The sequence below is a fragment of the Pantoea sp. JZ2 genome (genome assembly GCF_035191405.1).
Classification (GTDB): domain Bacteria; phylum Pseudomonadota; class Gammaproteobacteria; order Enterobacterales; family Enterobacteriaceae; genus Pantoea; species Pantoea stewartii.
The window spans coordinates 187,515-208,652 of the sequence record NZ_CP045248.1 but is presented as its reverse complement, the minus strand read 5'-3'; the positions used below and the strand labels follow the sequence as shown (position 1 = coordinate 208,652).

The window sequence follows — 21,138 nt, the reverse complement described above, 5'->3', positions numbered from 1 at the left end:
AGAAAGAAGAACCGGCATCCGATGTTATACGGATGCCGGATATCACGGCTTAGCGTTTGGCAAAAGCCGCTGCGTTTGCGCCAGCAAGAATACCAAAGATGATGATATCGGCAACCGCGTTTCCACCGATACGGTTTGCGCCGTGGATACCACCGACGACCTCACCACAAGCCCAGGCACCGTTAATAACCTGCTTATTGGTGTCCAGTACTGCAGTCGCCGTGTTGATAGTCACGCCGCCCATTGTGTGATGGACGCCGGGCGCGATGCGAATGGCATAGAAAGGCCCTTCGCTTAACGGATGACGCAGCGCGGTTTGACGGCCAAAATCCTCGTCTTTCTGTTTAATCACAAAACCGTTGTAGCGTTGCAGTGTCTCTTCCAGCGTACGGTGTTCCATATTCAGCTTAACCGCCAGCTCCGCTACGCTCGGGGCGCTGATCACAAAGCCTTTCGCAATATATTCATCAGCGGCCTTGTTGTTCATACGGACCTGCTCGTCAAAGATAATCCAGGCACTTTTTTCTGGCAGCGCAATAATCTGTGCCGAAACTTTATCGCGAGTTTCCATTTCGTTGTAGAAGCGCTGGCCTGCCTGGCTGACCAGGATCGCCCCGCCACCGCGAATTGATTCTGAGACCAGGTAAGATGTCGTCTGCTCGACGGTCGGGTGAATCTGAATCTCGCCCATATCGACTGTATCCGCCCCAATTTTTTGCAGCATTGCGATGCCTGCACCGGTAGCGCCTTTATGGTTGGTGGTGACAAAACCATCCAGTTCCGGGCGATATTTCACCACCATTTCCCGGTTAGCACTGAAACCGCCTGTCGCCACAATCACGCTTTTTGCGTTCAGAATACGGCTGTCATTGTATTCATCCACCACCTTCACGCCGCTGACCGCGCCATTTTCAAACAGGATCTCTTCAACTGCGGTTTCAAGCAGCACGTCGATATTACGGCTGTTGATATTTTTCACCAGACCACTAATCAGGAAGCCGCCGACAGCGGAGCGGTCTGCAGGGCGATGCGTACGGTCGATACTCATACCGCCTGTGATAGTGATATCGTTAAGCTCAATACCGTGATCTGCCAGCCAGTCGATGGCTTCCGGCGCTAAGTCAACAAACTCACGCAACAGCGCGGGATTATTTTTAAATTTACCGCCTTTGAGGGTTTCTTCATAAAACAGCTCCTTGCTGTCCTGAATCCCTTTCAGCTTCTGAAAACGCGTTTCTGCGGCGTTCATCCCGACAGAGGCTTTAATGGTGTTGCCGCCAATGGTCGGCATCTTCTCAATGACCACCACTTTAGCGCCTTCATCGTGGGCCTGAATGGCGGCGGCCAGCCCTGCACCACCACTGCCAACAACCACAACGTCATACTGCTGTGGCGCGTTGGGATTGCCGCCCTCTTCAATGACGTGTGCTTTGTTCGATGTGGTCATTGCGCGTGAGACCGCTTTTTTCAGCGCTTCACTCTGTGTCGTCGCACCGGTAATCGCGTCAACATGTGGGCTGTTTGCCACCAGAATACGATTACGCAGACTTTCAAACGTGGTGGTGAAGTCCACATCCAGCGTGTCATCAGGAACCAGGGAAATATCGGTAATACGATCGGTATCCAGCGTAACGTTGATTTTCAGCTTCAGTGCTTCAGCCTCAACTTTCTCCTGATAAACGCCCGCTTTGTATTTACGACCGGTTTCGCTCATGTCACGAATCATGGCGTCAACCAGTGAGAAACGCCACAGAGGCTCGGGGATGAGTAAAGCTTCACGTTTGTTGCTGTCGATATAGAGTTCAAGGTGCTCGTTATTGATGATGCGGTCAGTCCAGTCTGGATAAGCGATGCAGGCTTTACCGACGGCGACCAGGTCATAGCCTTTTTCCAGTGCCTTTTCTGCATCCTCTTTGTTAACCACGCCGCCGACACCTATTACCGGGACCTTCGCCAGGGTTTCTGACCGCATGGCAATAAACTTCTCAATAAGCGGTGTAGGATCGGTGGTATCCACGATGGATGGGCGCATCAACTGCCCGACAGAGAAGTGCACATAATCCAGGCCCCGTGCTGCAAGTTTCTCCAGTAAGTACATTGTGTCGTCAAAGCGGATGCCGGGCACTTCGAGTTCTTCAGGCGAAAAACGATAACCGATGATGAACGAGTTATGCGCAAAGCGCTCGGCCATCTTATGCGTGATATCCAGCACTTCCAGCGGGAAGCGGGCGCGGTTATCACGACTGCCGCCCCATTTGTCTTCACGCTGATTTGAGTTAGGTGAGTAGAATTGCTGAATAAGATAGGTGTTAGCGCCATGGATTTCTACGCCATCGAAACCCGCTTTGATGGCGCGGTTAACGGCATCACCAAATTTGGTGATCATGGTATCCACTTCTTCTGCCGTTAAGGCGCGGGGCGTCGTTGCCCCTTCACGGGGTGCCGCAATTGCGCTGGGCGCGACAGGGGTTTTACCGCCAATCAGTTCAGGCTCAACCATGCGTCCGCCGTGATAGATTTGAAGAATCGCGGTGGATCCTTTTTCCTTGATGGCGTCAGCGATGCGTTTTAAGCCGGGTATTTTGTTGTCGCTGTCGATGGCGATCGCACCCGGAAAAGCCGGACCTTTTGGATCGATAAAGCAGCACTCAACAATCACTGTTCCGATACTGCCCGCACGTGCACGGTAATATTCAACCAACTCGCTGGTCACCGTACCATCATAAAATCCGGTACAGGTTGTCATTGGTGCCATGATCAGACGATTTTTTAAAACTGCACCACGCGGCAAAGTGAGGGGATTAAGAATTGGGGTGAGTGTATTCATTGCGATTAACTCCAAAATATCAAAAACCGGGAATTCTTTCTGGACGTTTTTAATTTAATTTAAGTGGTCCGATGTCATGCCTCTAATATATCAGTTAATTTAGTTTCATAAGATATAATTTTAATTATTTAACTTTTAAATATCTTTAGACTTTTTGTTTTATTGGAGTGATTTCGTGATGTATGGTTATTGTTAATCAATAGTTACCAAAAAGCAATAGTGAAACAGCAGTAAAATAAACCCACTAAAAACAATAATTTAAAATTAACGTTCTGTGTTTTTTCTTCCTGATGTGGTTGCAAAAATTATTCAATGCTATCTTACCCACCTGTTCCTCATTGATTATTGTTTAATTTGTTAAAACATAAAAAATACAATTTAATTTTTTGATCCAGATCAAAATTTTATTTTCCAGAAGTCGCATCATATTCACATGGTTTCTTAAATTTTCTGCATCGCACGAGTAGAAACGTTAAAAGAATATAAAACACCACGGGTTATTCTTATAATGTAGAATAAATAAAATGCCTTGAAGAATTCGCCGGGGCGTTAATCGTATTATCCTTAACTCGTAGAAAAACACTATGAAAACACTCTCAAACATGAAAGAGCCCCCTAAAGCAGCCCCTGCAGCTGCGGGCAAAAAAAATAAAGCACTGATGCTAGCCCTGCCTGTCATCGTCGCAGTGCTTTTATTACTCGTCCCCGTACCGTCCGGTCTTGAACCTTATGCATGGCATTTCTTCGCCATCTTTGTTGGGGTGATTGTAGGCTTGATTTTTGAGCCGCTGCCCGGTGCCGTAATTGGTCTGACAGGCGTCGTAGTCATCGCCCTCTTCAGTCAGTTTTTGCTGTTTAGTCCGACAGAACTGGCCAATCCGACATTTAAACTGGCAACGGAGTCCTTTAAATGGGCCGTCAGCGGCTTTGGTAATTCAACCGTGTGGCTGATCTTTGGCGCATTCATGTTTGCTGCTGGCTACGATAAAACGCAGTTTGGTCGTCGTCTGGCCCTCATTCTGGTGAAATATCTGGGCCGCCGCAGCTTAACATTAGGTTATGCCATCACTTTTGCTGACCTGCTGTTAGCACCCTTTACTCCGTCTAACACCGCGCGCAGTGGCGGTACCATCTACCCGATTATCGCCAACCTGCCACCGCTGTATGGCTCTAAACCCAACGATCCCAGCGCACGCAAAATCGGATCCTACTTAATGTGGGTTGCCATCACGGCGGCCTGTATTACCAGCTCCATGTTCCTGTCTGCACTGGCGCCGAATCTGTTAGCTCTTGCTTTAGTCAAAAGCGTCATTGGCTTCGATATTTCCTGGGGAATGTGGTTTCTTGCCTTTATTCCTTTAGGTCTGCTGCTGATTCTGACCATGCCGCTGCTGGCTTACTGGTTCTATCCACCTGAAGTCAAAGTGAATGATGAGGTGCCACGCTGGGCGATGGCAGAGCTTGAAAAACTGGGTAAACTGACCCGCAATGAAATCCTGTTACTGGTGTTTGTGGTCTGTGCGCTGTTGATGTGGATTTTTGCTACTGCCTGGATCGAACCGGCCATGGCGGCACTGTTAGTCATCATCCTGATGCTGTGGACTGGTGTGCTTAACTGGAATGATATCACCAGCAACAAAGCGGCCTGGAATACTTTTGCCTGGTTTGCCACGCTGGTAGCCCTGGCTGACGGTCTGGCCAGAGTGGGCTTTATCGCCTGGCTGGGTAAAGAAGGAGGAATATTACTGCAAGGCTATGATCCACAGATCTCGGCGGTCGTGTTGTTAATTGCCTTTTTCCTGCTGCATTACCTGTTCGCCAGTACCACCGCGCACACAACGGCGTTACTGCCTGCCATGTTGACGATTGCCGCCTCGATTCCTGGCATCAATATGCCCGTGTTCTGTCTGATGCTGTGTACCTCTCTGGGCGTGATGGGCATCATCACACCTTACGGTACAGGTCCAAGCCCTATTTATTACGGCAGCGGCTACTTACCCACTAAGGATTACTGGCGACTGGGAACTATCTTCGGCGCTATCTTCCTGATTGCAATGATGCTGATTGCTTATCCCTGGATGGTGTGGATGTTCTGACCGCGCCCTGTGCAATCCAGCGCGTCATACGATAACATGCCATTACTTGCCAGCCTGCGCTTACGGCTGGCAAGCATAATAAACAACGAATTCGCCTGTGATGTTGCTCCTGTCAGCCTGTCTCAAAAGGAGCCAGCACGTCATTAAGTGAGATACCATGTCGAACAAACCTTTTTATTATCAGAACCCCTTCCCTCTTACCCACGAGGATACCGAATACTACCTGCTCACCCCTGACTATGTTTCCGTTGCTGAATTTGACGGGCAGGAGGTGCTGAAAGTAGAACCTCAGGCGTTAACCTTACTCGCGCAACAGGCTTTTCATGATGCTTCCTTTATGTTGCGCCCGGCCCACCAGCAGCAGGTGGCCTCTATTCTTGACGATCCTGAAGCCAGCGATAACGACAAGTATGTGGCACTCCAGTTCCTGCGCAATTCAGAAATCGCGGCCAAAGGTGTGCTGCCAACCTGCCAGGACACCGGTACAGCCATCATTATGGGGAAAAAAGGTCAGCGCGTGTGGACAGGTGGAGGTGATGAGGCCGCCCTGTCAAAGGGGATTTACAATACCTATATCGAAGACAATCTGCGTTACTCACAGAACGCGGCGCTGGACATGTATAAAGAGGTCAACACCGGGACTAACCTGCCCGCCCAGATCGATCTCTACAGCGTGGATGGTGACGAATACAAATTTCTCTGCATCGCCAAAGGGGGCGGTTCAGCCAACAAAACCTATCTGTACCAGGAAACCAAAGCCCTGCTCAGCCCGGGTAAGCTGAAGAATTATCTTGTCGATAAAATGCGCACCCTGGGCACCGCCGCCTGTCCGCCTTACCATATCGCCTTTGTCATTGGCGGTACCTCTGCTGAAAGCACGCTGAAAACCGTGAAGCTGGCGTCAACGCACTACTACGATGGCTTGCCAACAGAAGGCAACGAGCATGGCCAGGCATTCCGCGATGTTCAGCTGGAACAGGAATTACTGGAAGCCGCACAGCAGTTAGGGCTGGGCGCACAGTTTGGCGGAAAATATTTCGCCCACGATATCCGCGTTATCCGTCTGCCACGCCACGGCGCATCCTGCCCCGTCGGTATGGGCGTCTCCTGCTCCGCTGACCGCAATATCAAAGCCAAAATCAACCGCGACGGTATCTGGATTGAGAAGCTGGAAGCCAATCCTGGACGCTATATTCCTGAAGCGCTGCGCAAACAGGGTGAGGGCGAGGTGGTGCATATTGACCTGAATCGCCCAATGAATGAGATTCTTGCACAGCTTTCTGAGTATCCGGTGTCCACCCGTCTGTCCCTGACCGGCACCATTATCGTGGCCCGCGATATTGCGCATGCGAAATTGAAAGAACGTATTGATAACGGCGAAGGCCTGCCGCAGTACATCAAGGATCACCCGGTATACTATGCCGGACCGGCAAAAACGCCTGAAGGCTATGCATCGGGTTCACTGGGCCCGACAACAGCAGGCCGTATGGATTCCTATGTTGACCTTCTGCAGGCAAATGGCGGCAGCAAAGTGATGCTGGCAAAAGGCAACCGCAGCCAGCAGGTTACTGATGCCTGTCATAAACACGGCGGGTTTTACCTGGGCAGTATTGGCGGACCCGCGGCAGTTCTGGCGCAACAGAGCATCAAGAGCCTGGAGTGTGTGGAATACGCTGAGTTAGGAATGGAAGCAATCTGGAAAATCGAAGTAGAAAATTTCCCGGCCTTCATTCTGGTCGATGACAAAGGAAATGACTTTTTCCAGCATATCGAACGTGAACACTGCTCGCGCTGTGTAAAATAAGCTGGCAGTAACAGAAAACGGCCCCCTGACAGGGGCCGTTTTTTTTAGCGCTGCAAACGTTGCAGAGCGTGACTGATGCTTTCATCACCTGCGGTCAGTTCAATGATTTTGTGATTCAGTTGCGGTGTTTCAACGAGCGCCACCAGCGTGGCGGCAACGTCTTCACGTGGAACCGCTCCGTAGGGGATGGCGTAACCGGCTCGTACGGTGCCACTGCCCGCCGTATCCGTTAACGTCCCGGGACGCAGGATTACCCAGTCAAGCTGACTTTCCACCAGGCGAACATCCGCCAGCCGCTTCACATGCATGTAGTTCTCGAAGCCTTCAGACGTTTTTTCGCCCCGCGCCGCATCCGGAAAAACCGACACCAGCAAAAAACGGTTAACCCCCGCCTTCTCTGCTGCAGCAACCGCCAGCGCCAGACCCTGACCATCAATAGCATTGGTGAGTTCAATGCCAGCACCACCCGCCCCTGCGCTGAAAATCACCACCTCATGACCGGTCATTTTCTGCGCCAGCGTCTCAACGCTGAGTTTCTGAAGATCGCCCATGATCGGTGTCGCGCCCACAACGGTGATGGCTTCGGCCTGCTCCGGTTTACGGTGCAGCGCCGAGACCGCATGCTGTCTGGCGCAAAGCTGTTTCGTCAGGTGGGTACCTACTTTTCCCGCCGCGCCAATGATAAAACACGTTGCCATCGTCCTGGTCCTTATTTCACGTCAGTCAGACTACAAGTATAACCCTTAGCGCAGCGACGATGGCCTTCCGCTGACAGGGCCGAATCCCGTTACTGCGGGATGATTTTTTCCTGCTTCAGCTTATCGAACAGCTGGATGAATGAATCCAGCGTGCTGCGGTAGCCGGTAAACCCCGCTTTACGGCTTTTACTCATATCGGTAAAGGCTTCCATTGGACGGCCCAGATCGGCGTCAGTGTGCCACCATGACGCCAGTCGGGTGACGTCGCTCTCGCGCAGGTTTTCGCGCCCGGCAATGGCCTGCCATACGCTGGCAGCGTCCTGCATACGGCCATCGAGCGGCATCATTTTTGCCGGATAAGCAGCGGCTTCAATACCAAAATATTCAGCCAGTTTCGGCCACATCCAGTTCCAGCGGAACACATCACCATTGACAGCGTTAAAATCCTGATTGGCCGCGTCTGGACTGGTTGCCGCCCACTCAAGTTGTTCAGCCAGGAGGTCCGCATCGGTCATATCCACAACGCCGTTCCACTGTTCAGGTGAGCCCGGGAAGATAAACGGCCAGCCTTTTTCTTTACACAAGGTCGCGTAAACGGCCAGCGTCTGCCCCATGTTCATGGCATTGCCGAGCGCATAGCCAATAATGGTATGGGGACGATGGACACTCCAGCGGTAGTCGTACTTGTCAGCGCCTGCAAAAACCTCATCTTCCTGCGCGTAATAAAAGTTATCAACGGGCTGACGACCTTGTTCTTCACGGAAAGGCGTAACCGGCACCGCACCTTTACCGTAAGCCTCGAACGGCCCCAGATAGTGCTTCAGTCCGGTGACAAGGGCAACATGCGCCCCCTGTAAGCGCTCGCCGAGTGCCTCAATGACATTACGGATCATCCCGCCATTGACGCGGATATTCTCTTTTTCGGTGTCCTGACGCGCCCACACGCTGAAGAATACCGCATCGGGTTTCGTATCTTTCAGGGTAGCGCGCACCGCATCGGGATCGGTCAAATCGGCCGTCAGACTGTGGCAGCCTTGCGGAACAGCGCCGCGACCGCGGGATAATCCGCTGACCTGCCATCCGTCTTTCATTAACCTTTCAGCCAGCGCTCGTCCGATAACCCCGCTGATTCCGACAATCAAAGCCTGTTTTTGCATGTTAATTCTCCTCGTTTTGCGTAATGCTAAGCGTAATAGAGAATTTAATTCCTATTATTGGTAATTATTCACAGCATTCTCAACCTGAGTTCATCAATCATGCACGATCAACGTCTTAAGGATATTGTTCCCTTTGTTGCCAGTGTTGAAAGCGGCAGTTTTACTGCTGCGGCAGCACGTCTGCATGTCACCGGCTCCGCCGTCAGTAAAAGCGTCAGTCGGCTGGAAGCGCGGCTGGGCTCGCGCCTGCTGGAGCGCACAACACGCAGGCTGCAGCTCACCGATGCCGGTAACGCCTATTACCAAACCTGCATACGCATCATGGAGGAGCTTGCTGAAGCTGAGTCAGTTCTGGCAGCACAACGTATTATTCCGTCAGGACGCCTGCGACTCGCTGTGCCGCATACGTATGGTCGCCTGAATGTGATGCCGTTGCTGATTCCGTTTTGCCAGCAGCATCCCGAGCTTGAGCTCAGAGTGAGCTTTTCAGATCGTTTTATTGATCTCTTCGACGAAGGTATTGATGTCGCGGTCAGGATTGGCGGATCCGCCGATTTACCAGCCTCAATGGGTAGTCGCTACCTGGGACGAGAGAGAATGGTGTTTTGTGCATCGCCAGCCTGGCTGGATCGCGAAGGCCGGCCACGGGACGAACAGGCGCTGATGCAACATCGGGCCATTCTTTACGAACGCGCGGATAACACGCCCAAACCCTGGTTATTCCCCCGTGAAGAAGGACATGTCCAGTGGCGAGATATGCCGTTTCGGATGGCATTGGGTGATGTAGATGCGCAACTCCAGGCGGTCATAGCCGGACTTGGCATAGCGCAAATGCCCTCCTGGCTGGTAAACAGTGCCGTAGCTAAAGGCGAACTGGAGATTATCCTGCCACAATTACAGCCTGATGGTCTGGCCCTGAGCGTCATCTGGCCACGCCGTAAGCAACTGCTGCCGAAGGTAGATGCCTTGTTATCCGCACTGACACAGCTGGTGATTCGCTAAGTGATCAAAGATCTCACCTCTGCGGCCGATGGGCGTTCGGCACGGCCAGCGCAGAAACACGCGCGGGATGATCTTCTGTCACACACGCTGTGGCCTTTATTGTGGCGTGGCGCTAATTTATTGTGTAGCCGGTGGAACGGATAAGCCTGTAAGGACAAATAAGGTATGGCATTTCAGAACGCGAACACTTCGGATTATGCACATAGCACGGCGCCACGCGGCACGTTAACACCGGCGGCAGTCTGATGGCTCTCCTGCCCCTTCTGTGCCGTCTGTGTATTCTGGCAGGGATAGCTTTTGCGCTGTCAGGCTGTGCGCGCCAGGATGTGTTGTGGATGGTGACGAACGACGTTTGCAGGGTGAACTACGCGTACACTGGCTATCCTGCCCCCTGCCAGCAAGTCTATCTTGCAAAAGGGGAACAGCAGGGCTTCAGCGTTATTCAAAATCCACGTTATCCGTATCATTTTATTCTGGTGCCCACACTTTTGTTATCTGGTATCGAAAGCCCCTTATTGTCGTATACGACCCGCACAGACTATTTCGGTTATGCGTGGCTGATGCGTTATCGCGTAATGGCGGCGTATGGCGGAACTGTGCCGGAAGACAGGCTGGGCATGGCTGTCAATTCCGCCTGGGGGCGCAGCCAGAATCAACTGCATATTCATCTCACCTGCCTGCGGGAAGATGTCTATCGCCAGTTACAGGCTGAACGCCCTTATATTCTGGATGACTGGCATCCCCTGCCAGACAAATTGTTAACGCACACTTATTATGCGCGACGCGTCCTGCAGCCCAGTGTGATGGGCATTTATCCTGTTGCATCCGTTGCCCGCGATTTTCATCTGTCTCCGACTCAGTTGGCGGAATACGGGATTGCCGTTGTTCCTGCCACGTTTTCAGGAAAAAACGGCTTTATCCTGCTGGTGACGCGACGAGGCTGGGATAAAGGGAACCGGGCATCCGTCGAATCGCTTCTGGATAAAAATTGTGAAATTCTGCACGACCCAACACTGCTCCCTCCGCAGGCCTCCCCAGTGGCAACGATGAAGACAGTGCCGCATCAATAAGGGGATGGCACGCTATGGCATAAAGCCTGACCGCTGGCAGCCTCAGAGCCCCTCACACAGTCAGCCAGTCATTAGACTAAATTACACAAAACGTGAATTTTTTCATTTTGTAACTTTAACGTTATGTTACTGAGTATTTTTACTGCCATGATGCATTGCGTTACGCATTGAAATGTGGTCGTTACCCACACCTTCTTATCAGCTACAGGGAAAAGCACATGTCACAACGGTCACTTCAGGCGCTGTGCCTGATGAGTTTTTTTCTGGCCGACGTCAGAGACGGCCTTGGGCCATTTTTAGGCATTTTTTTGACAGAACGCCACTGGAGCCCGGATGAAATAGGCCTGGTGATGACCTCAGGCGGTATCGCCGGACTGCTCTCAACGTTACCGGCGGGTGTGGTTGCCGACGCCACACGTTACAAACGCTTTATTATCCTGGCGGGTTGTGTCGTGATTACGGTCGCTACCTTACTGCTCTGGTACAGCAATCAGTCATGGACGGCGATTATTTCGCAAATCGTCGCGGGCATCGCTGCCGCCTTCATCGGTCCGACGGTGGCAGGTATAACGCTGGGCCTGACCGGGCAAAAAGGGTTCAACCGTCAGATGGGACGAAACGAAGCCTATAACCATGCGGGTAATACGCTGGCGGCTGTCCTTGCAGGTTTTGCCGCCTGGAAATGGGGGCTGGGTGCGGTGTTCATCCTGATGATGGTCATGGCGGTATTTGCGGCTATCGCCACCCTGGCTATTCGTGCAGACGATATTGACCATGATGTGGCGCGCGGCCTGGACGATAAATCGTCGGATAAACCTACGCTCAGCCTGTGGATACTGGCGCGCAAACCGGCGTTGCTGGTGGCCGGATTGACGCTGCTGCTGTTCCATCTGGCTAACGCTGCGCTGTTGCCCATGCTGAGCATGCGTGTGGCCTCCTCAACCGGACCTGATACGGTGGATCCCGGCCTGTATGCTGCCGCAACGGTCGTAATTTCCCAGTTAGTGATGATCCCTGTCGCGATCTTTGTCTCTAAACGTGTCGATCACATTGGCTATCGCCGTTTAATCATGACCGCACTGTTAATGATGCCACTGCGCGCGGTTATTGCAGCAGAATTTCCGGAGACCTTTTTCGTGGTTCCCGTACAAATCCTGGACGGTATTGCGGCCGGGATACTGGGCGTCGCCGTGCCGGGCTATATCGTGTCGCTGTTGCGCGGCAGTGGGCACGTGAACGCTGGCCAGAGTGTGGTAATGCTGATGCAGGGCGTTGGGGCGTCCATGAGCCCGGCCATGACAGGCCTGATTGTGGCCCGTTACTCTTACAGTATTGCCTTTAGCGCATTAGGCTGCATTGCCCTGGTAGCCTTGATGTTGTGGTGGTTCTCGGGCCGGACACCCGAGGCGAAGCCTGCCTGATGTGCCCTTCTCTGCCAGCCCTGGCTGGCAGAGAGTCTTCGCGCACCACTTTTAACGGGCTCCCGGGTCACTCTCAGTGCCTTTTGGAAAACATAGCAAAATGTAAATAAAAGTAAAAACTCATTTTCTGCTATCTCACTTATAAGACAGTCTTTTTTCCCAGAGACTTGCAAAAAATGACATTCATCGACTATGTTTCTACGCTGCGGTTAAGAACGCTCTATCATTAAAGTTACTGGCCTCTTATAGCTTTCACTTCCTTCTCTTCCGTTAACCTCGCTGACTGGCTGCGAAAGCTATAGTTCGTCCCATTTAAGTCGTATGAGGAAAATATGGATACTAACCATTCATCGTCAACCAGGCCAAAAAAGCATTTCTGGAATAAAAGGCCAAAAAAACTCACTGTTGATGATATTACCGTTATTGATAATGACATGCTGAAGCGGGCAGTAGGGGCCGCGGCATTAGGCAATGCCATGGAGTGGTTCGACTTCGGGGTTTACAGCTATCTGGCGGTGATCATCGGTAAGGTTTTCTTTCCCGATGCCAATAACGCGATTCAGCTTATCGCCACCTTTGGTACTTTTGCGGCCGCCTTTTTAGTGCGTCCACTGGGTGGGATGGTCTTTGGTCCACTTGGCGATCGGATTGGACGCCAGAAGGTGTTGGCGATAACGATGATCATGATGTCGATTGGCACGTTTTGTATCGGCATTATCCCTTCTTATGCCTCTATCGGGATAATGGCCCCCATCCTCTTGTTGGTCGCCCGCCTGGTGCAGGGGTTCTCAACGGGCGGTGAATATGGCGGTGCAGCCACCTTCATCGCAGAATATTCCACAGACAAACGTCGCGGTTTCATGGGCAGCTTCCTGGAGTTTGGAACGCTTGGCGGTTACCTGCTGGGCGCGTGTCTGGTGACGGTCATGACTTCGGTAATCTCGTCCGAGGCGATGATGTCGTGGGGCTGGCGCGTGCCCTTTTTTATCGCCGCACCGTTGGGCTTGTTCGGCCTGTATGTGCGTCTGAAACTGGAAGAAACGCCGGCCTTCAAACAGCATATGCAAAAGCAGGAGGAACTGGAGCAAAGCAAACCGCGCCTGAGCCTGTTTAAGATGCTAAGTAAGCATCGTGTCCCGATGATGAAATGTATCGGCCTGGTCCTGTTATTTAACGTGTCGAACTATATGCTGACGTCGTATATGCCCAGCTATCTGACCGGCGTGCTGGGTTTACCTGAACTGAGCGGTCTGTTACTGGTCATGGTTGTCATGTTTGTGATGATGCCGCTCACGCTGATGTGGGGCCGCTGGACCGATCGCATTGGGCGCCGCCCGGTGATTGGTTTCGGTGCGGTAGGGCTGATTTTGCTCTCCATCCCCTGCTTTATGTTGATCGGGACACATAATATGTGGGCCGTCTTTGCGGGACTGTTGATTCTGGGCGTGCTCCATACCTGCTTCAGCGGCACAATGCCCTCGACATTACCGGCACTGTTTACCACGGATATTCGTTACAGTGCGCTCGCCATCGGCTTTAATCTGTCTGTATCGTTGTTTGGCGGGACAACCCCGTTACTGACAGCATGGCTGGTCGATACCACGCAGAATTCCATGATGCCAGCGTACTATATGATGGTGGCGGGTGTGATTGGATTACTGACGATTCTGACGGTCAGGGAAACCGCCCGTAAGCCGTTAAGCGGTTCATCCCCCGCTGTGGCAACCGAAGCTGAAGCGCATAGCCTGATTAGAAAACTGGATAAAAGCGCAGAACCAGTGCCACCCTCACCAGCCGACGCGAAATAAAGCAAACTAACGAAAAACACCCTGCACATGCAGGGTGTTTTTTTGATCGCATAGCACGTTAGTCATTGCCGAAACGGGCGACGGTGCTTGCAGCAGCCAGCGCATGCCCTTTAAGTTTACTCAGCAGTTGATCATGCGTTAAACCGGCTTTGAGCGCAGACGGCGGCAGGTCTGTGGCAATAAGCACAAAGTTGTAGTGATGAAGCCCAGATCCCACAGGGGGACAAGGACCATAATAGTGCGCCGTACCCGGTGAATTCTTACCGCCGGTATAGCCTTTCCCCTGCGTCAGTTCGCCCTGAGCAAATGCGCTGCGTTCAGCGGCAATGTTGTATGCCACCATATGCGTAACCCCGAGCCCTTTTGCGCCAACAGGATCGGTCATCAGCAAGGCAAAGCTTTTTGTTCCCGCCGGTGTTTCGGACCAGTTGAGTTCAGGAGAAACATTCTGCCCGGTACAGGCTGGCTTACTTTTATCTGCGCCCGCGAACTTCTTATCCAGCACGCCATTATCACTAAAATCTTTTGACTGCAGCGTCAAAGCCAATGCCGCAGGACTCAAACAAATTAATAGCAGAGAAATCAGTTTATTCACCGGGTACTCCTGTGCGAAACCGTATTGAGAGGAGGTAAGCGTGAGGCACGTTGCCGTAAACAGTATATGTCGCAAAGCCTGGCTGTGCAGAAGCATGAGGCGCTATGAAAGCGAGGGCTGTCATTAGCCTGAAGGCTTACGGTAAGCGCGAGCATGCTGTTACATAATCGCCTGAACTTTCGACGATTTCAGCATGAAATCGCCAGCTCACCTTGTCTGCTCTACGGTTTACCTTCTTAGAAAGGCATTGTTTTTTTATTTACACAAAAGGTCTGATACTTGATCTAAGTCACAAAAAACCGCATGATCGTAACAAATCATGAATCAGGGATAAGGGCTCAAATGACACTTTATCAACACATGTTGGTTTTCTACGGCGTGGTTGCTTTTGTTGCCGCGCTCATTACGTTTTTTATCGCCCGCGACAAACTCAGCATTAAATTACTGAGTGCCTTTCTGGTGGGTGCAACCTGGCCGATGAGTTTCCCCGTCGCCCTTATGTTCGCGTTGTTTTAAGGCCTTTCTCCTGCCCGTGCCGGCTGGCTTTTCCTGATCGCTTTTCTCTCTGCCAGACGTTTCCCTGCACAAGCCTGCGTGATATCGCACCTGTTCCGCGCAGTCTGCTTTACATACGGACGCCATCCTTTTACAGATGGCGCGCGCCCTGCCTGCCGTAATCGGGATGCTTTTACCGCGCCGTTGCCCCCTCCTCCTGAGGTTGTTGTTTTGCCAGCGTACGTGCCAGTATCGTTGAATACAGCGGTGTACCGCCGAAATACTGTGCAGAGAGTGTCGCACCGAGACAGGTAATAATCATCGGCAGGATCAACTGATAATTGTTGGTCATCTCCAGTACCAGAATAATTCCGGTGAGCGGTGCCCGAACAGAAGCGGCAAACAAGGCGCCCATGCCTGCTACGGCAAACGTCGCGGCTTCAAGATGATAGGCTGGGAACAGGTTAACGCACAGTTGCCCCACGCAGGTACCCAGTAAGGTGCCCAGCGTCAGCATGGGGGCGAAAATGCCCCCTGGGGCGCCAGAGGCAAAACACAGTAGCGTGACGACCGCCCGCAATAAAAATAAGGACAGTAAGGCAATCGACGTATAGTTTCCTGCGGTAAAGTCGGGGATGAGCGTAATCCCGCCGGTTACGCCCTGGGGCAATATCAGCCCCAGTAAGCCACATAAGCCGCCCAATAACGCCCCACCCAGGACCCAGCGTGATGTCCGTCCCTGATGCAGCCTTTGAAACAGATCCTGAAGGGTAAATATCAGGCGATTAAAAGCGACGCCACAACCGCCAAATAAAATCCCCAGCAGTAAATATAACCAGAGCGTCTGGATCGGAGCGTCTTTTAACTGACCAATATTGATAATGGGCTGATTACCGTTCAGCGCAAGAAAAACGATGCTTGACGTACTGACGCCCACAAACACGGCTTTAATGGAGATAAGGCTAAAGCGGAACTGCAGGCGCATTTCTTCAATGATAAACAGAATGCCCGCCAGCGGTGCATTAAAGGCTGCGGCCAGACCTGATGCGGCCCCGGTAGCCAAAATAGTGTGGCGGGATTCAGAGGAGCGCATGCGAAAGATATCGAGGCACATACGCCCGATGTTACCACCAATCTGAACCGTCGGGCCTTCACGACCCAGCACCATGCCAGAACCAATTGCGCCAAGTCCGCCAAAGAATTTAACCGGCAACACGCGCCACCAGCGCACCGGCCTCAGTTCTTCCAGCGCACCTTCGATTTCAGGAATGCCCGAACCGCCTGCTTCCGGCGCAAAGCGCCTGACAAGAAAATAGCCTGTCGCGGCCAGCACGGCGGAAAAAATAAAAGCATAGCAGCCAAGAAGAAAGACATTATTTTCATGCTGGCTCAGCCAGTTGACCCGCGAATGAATCACCCAGCCAACGGCTTTATCAAACGCCACCGCGGTCAGGCCAGTCAGCACACCCACCAGCGCGGCCATCAGCAGCAACGCGGCCGGTGTTTTGTCTCGACGTATAATATATTGCAACAGACGAAGCCGACGAGGCCGAAAAATCCCGTGTCGGTTTGAAACAGAAGCGCGCATGCCTGACCTCAAATATCCTGCTGAAAACTGACGACCCAAATTAAATCGAGAGGTTAGCGTATTTGCAGCATTATTCCTCGCTTTTATTTATCTCTGGATTTTACTACGCCAGCAACGCCTGCTGTTCTGCCGCTCGCTACACGCGAAGAACATGATTTCAGGATGTGCACGGCAATTTTATCCATAAACCATTGATTTGCGCCTGAAGGGCGCTCATCATCCTGCGCCATCATCGCTTATTCTGGAGTGAAACGTGTGACCACGCTGAGTAATGCCTTGCTGGAAGAGGTTCTTGAACAGGTTCGTCCCTTAATTCATCGCGGTAAGGTAGCCGATTATATTCCGGCACTGGCCGACGTGGCTGCCGATCATTTAGGAATTGCCGTCTGTTTGCGTGACGGCACAGTCTTTCAGGCGGGTGATGCTGAAACGCGCTTTTCCATCCAGTCGATTTCTAAAGTCCTCTCCTTAACTGTTGCACTGACGCGCTATGAGGATGCGGAGATCTGGCAACGCGTGGGTAAAGAGCCCTCAGGTCAGCCGTTCAATTCACTGGTTCAGCTTGAACTTGAGCAGGGAAAACCGCGTAATCCTTTTATTAACGCCGGCGCGCTGGTGATCTGTGATTTGCTTGAAACGCGTCTTACAGCACCGCGCCAGCGTATGCTTGAGATTATCCGTCAACTGAGCCAGCAACCTGATATTCAGTACGATCGTCATGTCGCGCGTTCAGAGTTTGAACACTCAGCCCGCAACGCGGCTATCGCCTGGTTAATGAAGTCATTTGGCAATTTTGACAATGACGTGACCAACGTGATGCAGACCTACTTTCACTACTGCTCATTGTCCATGAACTGTATTGAACTGGCCCGCAGTTTTATTTACCTGGCAAACCAGGGAAAAACGCTTGACGGCTCGGCGCTCATCACCTCCCGTCAGGCCCGGCAAATCAATGCCTTGATGATCACCAGTGGCATGTACGATGGGGCGGGTGAATTTGCCTGGCGTGTCGGCATGCCCGCAAAATCGGGCGTAGGTGGCGGTATTATTGCCGTGGTCCCGGGCGAAATGAGTATAGCGGTATGGTCACCCGGGCTGGACAGTGCAGGCAACTCGCTGGCAGGTACTGCCGCGCTGGAGTGCCTGACTGACAGGCTGGGCCGCTCAATATTCTGACTCAGCTGACAACATTTACAGGCCGGTTTTGCTCAAAGCCAGCCAGATTGACCATGATGCCTTGCAACAAATTGTGCATACCACTTTTGCTTGCCCAGGCAATATGCGGCGTGACAAGCAGATTCGGCACATCGGCCTGAAGCAGAGGATGATCGGCTGGCGGCGGCTCACTGCTCAGCACATCCAGTGCCGCTCCGGCTATCGTGCCCTGTTGCAATGCCTTCGCCAAATCAGCTTCATGAATCAGACCGCCACGCGCTGTGTTGATCAACAGCGCATGGGGTTGCATCTTATTCAGGGTTTCACTGTTAATCAGATGCCGGGTTTGTTCGCTCAGGGGACAATGCAGCGAAATCACATCGCTTGCGGCCAGCATCTCGTCAAAACTTACATAGCCCTCACGCACCCTGGTGCTGCCCCTGCGTTCGGCAAAGCACACCTTCATGCCGAGCGCCTGTGCCAGCCTGCCCACGGCGATACCAATGTCTCCTTTTCCCACAATGCCTAATGTTGCCCCCGCAATATCCTGAATCGGTGAACGGTGAAAACAAAAATGAGAAGACGCAGGCCATACTTCACGCGTGAGCGTCGCGTATTCCACTATCTGGCGACGCAACGCAAAAATAAAGGCGATCACGCATTCCGAAACGCTTTGCGTTGAATAGCCGGGGATATTACTCACGACGATTCCACGTTCCCGACACGCCGGAATATCAATGCAATCAAAGCCCGTGGCGGTGACGCAGATGTAGCGCAGGTCAGGAAGCTGCGCCAGCGTCGCCGCACGCAGCGGGACTTTATTGGTGATGGCAATGGTTGCGCCCTTTAACGCCTCAATAATCTCATTGTCGTGCGTTTCTTCACGAAAACACCAGTCGCTGCACCAGTCAGGTTGAGGAGGAGGGACGGGCAGCGTGCCGCCATCAAGCGTTACGATTTTCATGACGTATCCTTTATCACGTTTTGCGGATGAATAATGTTGCTCAAATGTATGGCAGCAGTAACAGATAAGTTATTCTTAATATCTAATTAAGTGAAGGTGTTCAAAAGGTGCTAATTTTTTGGGGCAAAAAGGCATTTCTTTTAACCCTAAACTCTCTGACGCGTTACACTGCCGCCTCTATCGTGTACCCGACTACCGCCGTTCAGATGATTAACGCCACCCATTATAATCGACAACGTTTTACCGCCTGTCTTGCGATACTGGCGGTACTGCTGTTGTTCATTGCACCGATGGTATCCAAAAATCTGGCTGAAAATCGTGACGCGATGGCGATGTCCGACATGTCGATGATGGACCAGCATAACGATATGATCATGGCCGACATGCCGATGGGGGATCACCATAGCGATATGGCCATGGGCGATCACAGCATGATGATGAGTGCCTGTGGTTATTGCGATCTGCTGGTCCATATCCCCTTTATGCTGTGGGTGTTTATTCCGTTCATCTGGTTAATGTGTTTAATTAGCCGGGCCCCACCGACTCCCGATACGTTTTGCCCCCTGTTACCGCGCCACAAGCGGGTTTACCGGCAGCGCGCCCCACCATTGCAAATGCGCGTCTCAATTTAATGTGATCTTTTCTTCTTCGTCATCCACGAAGAAGAAAAGCCCGGTATTCTCGAAATATGGAATCGCTATGAGTGTTTCACAAGAAATAACATCGCCGCCGCGCGGCACGGTACTGAATGTTTTGCGCCGTTTGCATTTTTACATTGGCCTGTTTATTGCGCCGTTTATTTTTATTGCGGCATTAACCGGCACGCTTTATGTCCTGACGCCACAGATAGAAAACGTAATTTATAAAGATGCGTTAACCGCGGAACCTGTGGGTGCCGCTCAGCCGCTGTCCGCTCAGATTGCTGCGGCGCGGCGATATGTTGGTGATGCGCGGATTTATGCGGTACGGCCTGCGCCCGGCGCTCATGACACCACTCGCGTGCAATTTACGGATGCACAGTCAGGCCCATCAGAGTCACGCTCTGTTTTCATCGATCCTTATACGCTTCGCGTCAAAGGTGATATGACCGTATACGGCACCAGCGGCGTGTTACCTCTGCGGATGTGGCTTGACCAGATGCATCGTGGACTGCTGCTGGGGGATGTTGGCCGCAACTACAGTGAACTCGCGGCGTCGTGGTTGTGGGTAGCGGCGCTGGGCGGGATCGTGTTGTGGTCTGGTACCCGGCCCCGGCGTCAGGTAAAAACGCGCAAGACGGGTTTTGCACTGACACGATACTGGCATATTACGCTGGGCCTGGTGTTATCTCTGGGGTTGATCTTTTTCTCCGTTACGGGATTGACCTGGTCGCAGTGGGCCGGGAGCAATATTGATAAAATGCGTAGCGATCTTGGCTGGCTGACACCGCAGGTCAGAACGGCATTAAACGGGGCTGCACCCTCTGCGCCTGCCGATCCCCACGCCGATCATCATCCCGACATGGACGGCATGGTGATGGAGACTTCAATGCCGGGTCATCATGCCAGTATGCCCGCCGTATTCAATCAGCCGGACGCGGACTGGGACAGCGTTGAACACGCCGCGCGCCTGGCCGGTTTACACGCTGCCAAAATTGAGCTGCGCCAGCCCAAAAACCCTGACCAGGCCTGGACGGTCAGTGAGATAGATCGTCGCTGGCCGACGCAGGTCGACTCGGTATCCGTAAATCCGCATGACTTCAGCATTGTTGATCACGTTGAGTTTGCCCGTTTCCCGCTGGTCGCAAAACTTACGCGCTGGGGCGTGGATGCACATATGGGCGTGCTGTTTGGCTTACCCAATCAGTTGCTTCTCGCGTTCTTTGGTTTTGGTTTGTGCGCCATGATCGTGCTCGGCTACCGCATGTGGTGGATTCGACGCCCGGCACTGCCGCAGGCCAATCCAGTGCAAACGCTGCTCGCGGCCTGGCTGGCGTTACCCCGCTATCTTCAGGGCTCAAGCCTGATTCTCGCCCTGGCTCTGGGTTATGCGTTGCCGCTGATGGGCGTCAGTTTAGTGGTCTTTGTGCTTCTGGATCTGCAACGCTGGCGTAAAGCGCAGCGTGCGGTACGCCAGGTGGTCGCTACGCCGGAAGATCAACAATCGCCGCTGGCGATTGTGCAGTCCCGTTTTGCAGTAAAGCGTAAAGAGATGCGCTATTTCCTGCGCAGTGTCGCCATTCTCGCCATTATTGTCGGAACGGTGATGGCTCGCGCCATGGTGAGTGGTGTAATTGAGCAATACAATATTCCGTTCAGCGACTGGACCGCGATGATGTATATCACGCAGGCCTTGATGATTTTGCTTTATACAACAGTGTTTACAGGCTTAATGTCCATTCCGCTCTGGTACTTCTTCCTGGGTGAAAGCGACGAGCAAGGTAAATAAACAATGTCGCCCGCTAAAAGCGGGCGACAGT

General features: G+C 52.4%; 17 protein-coding genes. 10 read left to right on the top strand and 7 right to left on the bottom strand.

Annotated features, from left to right (window positions below; translation table 11 throughout):
- Positions 1-49: 49 nt before the first annotated feature.
- Positions 50-2,827 carry an NADH-dependent fumarate reductase gene (locus tag GC087_RS23440; RefSeq protein ID WP_006122069.1) on the bottom strand — a complete coding sequence of 926 codons (2,778 nt, stop codon included), beginning with the start codon at positions 2,825-2,827 and terminating at the stop codon, positions 50-52.
- A 584-nt stretch (positions 2,828-3,411) separates the two neighbouring features.
- Here GC087_RS23440 and GC087_RS23435 point away from each other — a divergent pair.
- Positions 3,412-4,923, top strand: coding sequence for a DASS family sodium-coupled anion symporter (locus GC087_RS23435; protein ID WP_039339314.1), 1,512 nt, complete (start codon positions 3,412-3,414; stop codon positions 4,921-4,923).
- A 157-nt stretch (positions 4,924-5,080) separates the two neighbouring features.
- The gene (fumA, locus tag GC087_RS23430) at positions 5,081-6,727 is read left to right on the top strand and encodes a class I fumarate hydratase FumA (protein ID WP_058702473.1); all 1,647 of its coding nucleotides are present in this window, start codon (positions 5,081-5,083) and stop codon (positions 6,725-6,727) included.
- Between the two features lie 44 nt (positions 6,728-6,771).
- Here fumA and GC087_RS23425 read toward each other — a convergent pair whose 3' ends face one another.
- Positions 6,772-7,425, bottom strand: coding sequence for an SDR family oxidoreductase (locus GC087_RS23425; RefSeq protein ID WP_006122066.1), 654 nt, complete (start codon positions 7,423-7,425; stop codon positions 6,772-6,774).
- Positions 7,426-7,514: 89 nt separating this feature from the next.
- Positions 7,515-8,582, bottom strand: coding sequence for an SDR family oxidoreductase (locus GC087_RS23420; RefSeq protein ID WP_058702474.1), 1,068 nt, complete (start codon positions 8,580-8,582; stop codon positions 7,515-7,517).
- 99 nt (positions 8,583-8,681) lie between these two features.
- Between GC087_RS23420 and GC087_RS23415 the strand changes: the two genes are divergently transcribed.
- The 4 genes from GC087_RS23415 (at position 8,682) to proP (ending at position 13,883) form a co-directional block, all read left to right on the top strand.
- On the top strand, positions 8,682-9,584 hold the full coding sequence (locus tag GC087_RS23415) for a LysR family transcriptional regulator (RefSeq protein WP_324030682.1): 903 nt from the start codon (positions 8,682-8,684) through the stop codon (positions 9,582-9,584).
- Positions 9,585-9,829: 245 nt separating this feature from the next.
- The gene (locus GC087_RS23410; protein WP_058702475.1) at positions 9,830-10,654 is read left to right on the top strand and encodes a CDP-diacylglycerol pyrophosphatase; all 825 of its coding nucleotides are present in this window, start codon (positions 9,830-9,832) and stop codon (positions 10,652-10,654) included.
- A 218-nt stretch (positions 10,655-10,872) separates the two neighbouring features.
- Positions 10,873-12,075, top strand: coding sequence for an MFS transporter (locus GC087_RS23405; protein WP_039339306.1), 1,203 nt, complete (start codon positions 10,873-10,875; stop codon positions 12,073-12,075).
- Positions 12,076-12,407: 332 nt separating this feature from the next.
- Complete coding sequence (proP, locus tag GC087_RS23400; protein WP_324030681.1) at positions 12,408-13,883, top strand: glycine betaine/L-proline transporter ProP; 1,476 nt, start codon at positions 12,408-12,410, stop codon at positions 13,881-13,883.
- A gap of 58 nt (positions 13,884-13,941) precedes the next feature.
- Here proP and GC087_RS23395 read toward each other — a convergent pair whose 3' ends face one another.
- Positions 13,942-14,478, bottom strand: coding sequence for a YbhB/YbcL family Raf kinase inhibitor-like protein (locus GC087_RS23395; protein WP_054687876.1), 537 nt, complete (start codon positions 14,476-14,478; stop codon positions 13,942-13,944).
- Between the two features lie 342 nt (positions 14,479-14,820).
- Here GC087_RS23395 and GC087_RS23390 point away from each other — a divergent pair, with 342 nt between their 5' ends.
- Complete coding sequence (locus tag GC087_RS23390) at positions 14,821-14,994, top strand: GhoT/OrtT family toxin (RefSeq protein ID WP_006122059.1); 174 nt, start codon at positions 14,821-14,823, stop codon at positions 14,992-14,994.
- 172 nt (positions 14,995-15,166) lie between these two features.
- Here GC087_RS23390 and clcA read toward each other — a convergent pair whose 3' ends face one another.
- Together clcA and GC087_RS23380 are read right to left on the bottom strand one after the other, a co-directional pair.
- Positions 15,167-16,561 carry a H(+)/Cl(-) exchange transporter ClcA gene (clcA, locus tag GC087_RS23385; protein WP_033742298.1) on the bottom strand — a complete coding sequence of 465 codons (1,395 nt, stop codon included), beginning with the start codon at positions 16,559-16,561 and terminating at the stop codon, positions 15,167-15,169.
- 83 nt (positions 16,562-16,644) lie between these two features.
- The gene (locus tag GC087_RS23380; RefSeq protein ID WP_155489655.1) at positions 16,645-16,794 is read right to left on the bottom strand and encodes a hypothetical protein; all 150 of its coding nucleotides are present in this window, start codon (positions 16,792-16,794) and stop codon (positions 16,645-16,647) included.
- A gap of 22 nt (positions 16,795-16,816) precedes the next feature.
- On the opposite strand from GC087_RS23380, the gene glsB reads away from it, so the two are divergent.
- Positions 16,817-17,737, top strand: coding sequence for a glutaminase B (glsB, locus tag GC087_RS23375; RefSeq protein ID WP_006122057.1), 921 nt, complete (start codon positions 16,817-16,819; stop codon positions 17,735-17,737).
- A 1-nt stretch (position 17,738) separates the two neighbouring features.
- Here glsB and GC087_RS23370 read toward each other — a convergent pair whose 3' ends face one another.
- Positions 17,739-18,680, bottom strand: coding sequence for a D-2-hydroxyacid dehydrogenase (locus GC087_RS23370; protein ID WP_058702479.1), 942 nt, complete (start codon positions 18,678-18,680; stop codon positions 17,739-17,741).
- A gap of 206 nt (positions 18,681-18,886) precedes the next feature.
- Between GC087_RS23370 and GC087_RS23365 the strand changes: the two genes are divergently transcribed.
- Both GC087_RS23365 and GC087_RS23360 read left to right on the top strand, forming a co-directional pair.
- Positions 18,887-19,312 (top strand): DUF2946 domain-containing protein, encoded by a 426-nt coding sequence (locus tag GC087_RS23365; RefSeq protein WP_058702582.1) that lies wholly within the window; start codon positions 18,887-18,889, stop codon positions 19,310-19,312.
- 67 nt (positions 19,313-19,379) lie between these two features.
- Positions 19,380-21,107 (top strand): DUF2534 family protein, encoded by a 1,728-nt coding sequence (locus tag GC087_RS23360; RefSeq protein WP_058702480.1) that lies wholly within the window; start codon positions 19,380-19,382, stop codon positions 21,105-21,107.
- Positions 21,108-21,138: the final 31 nt, after the last annotated feature.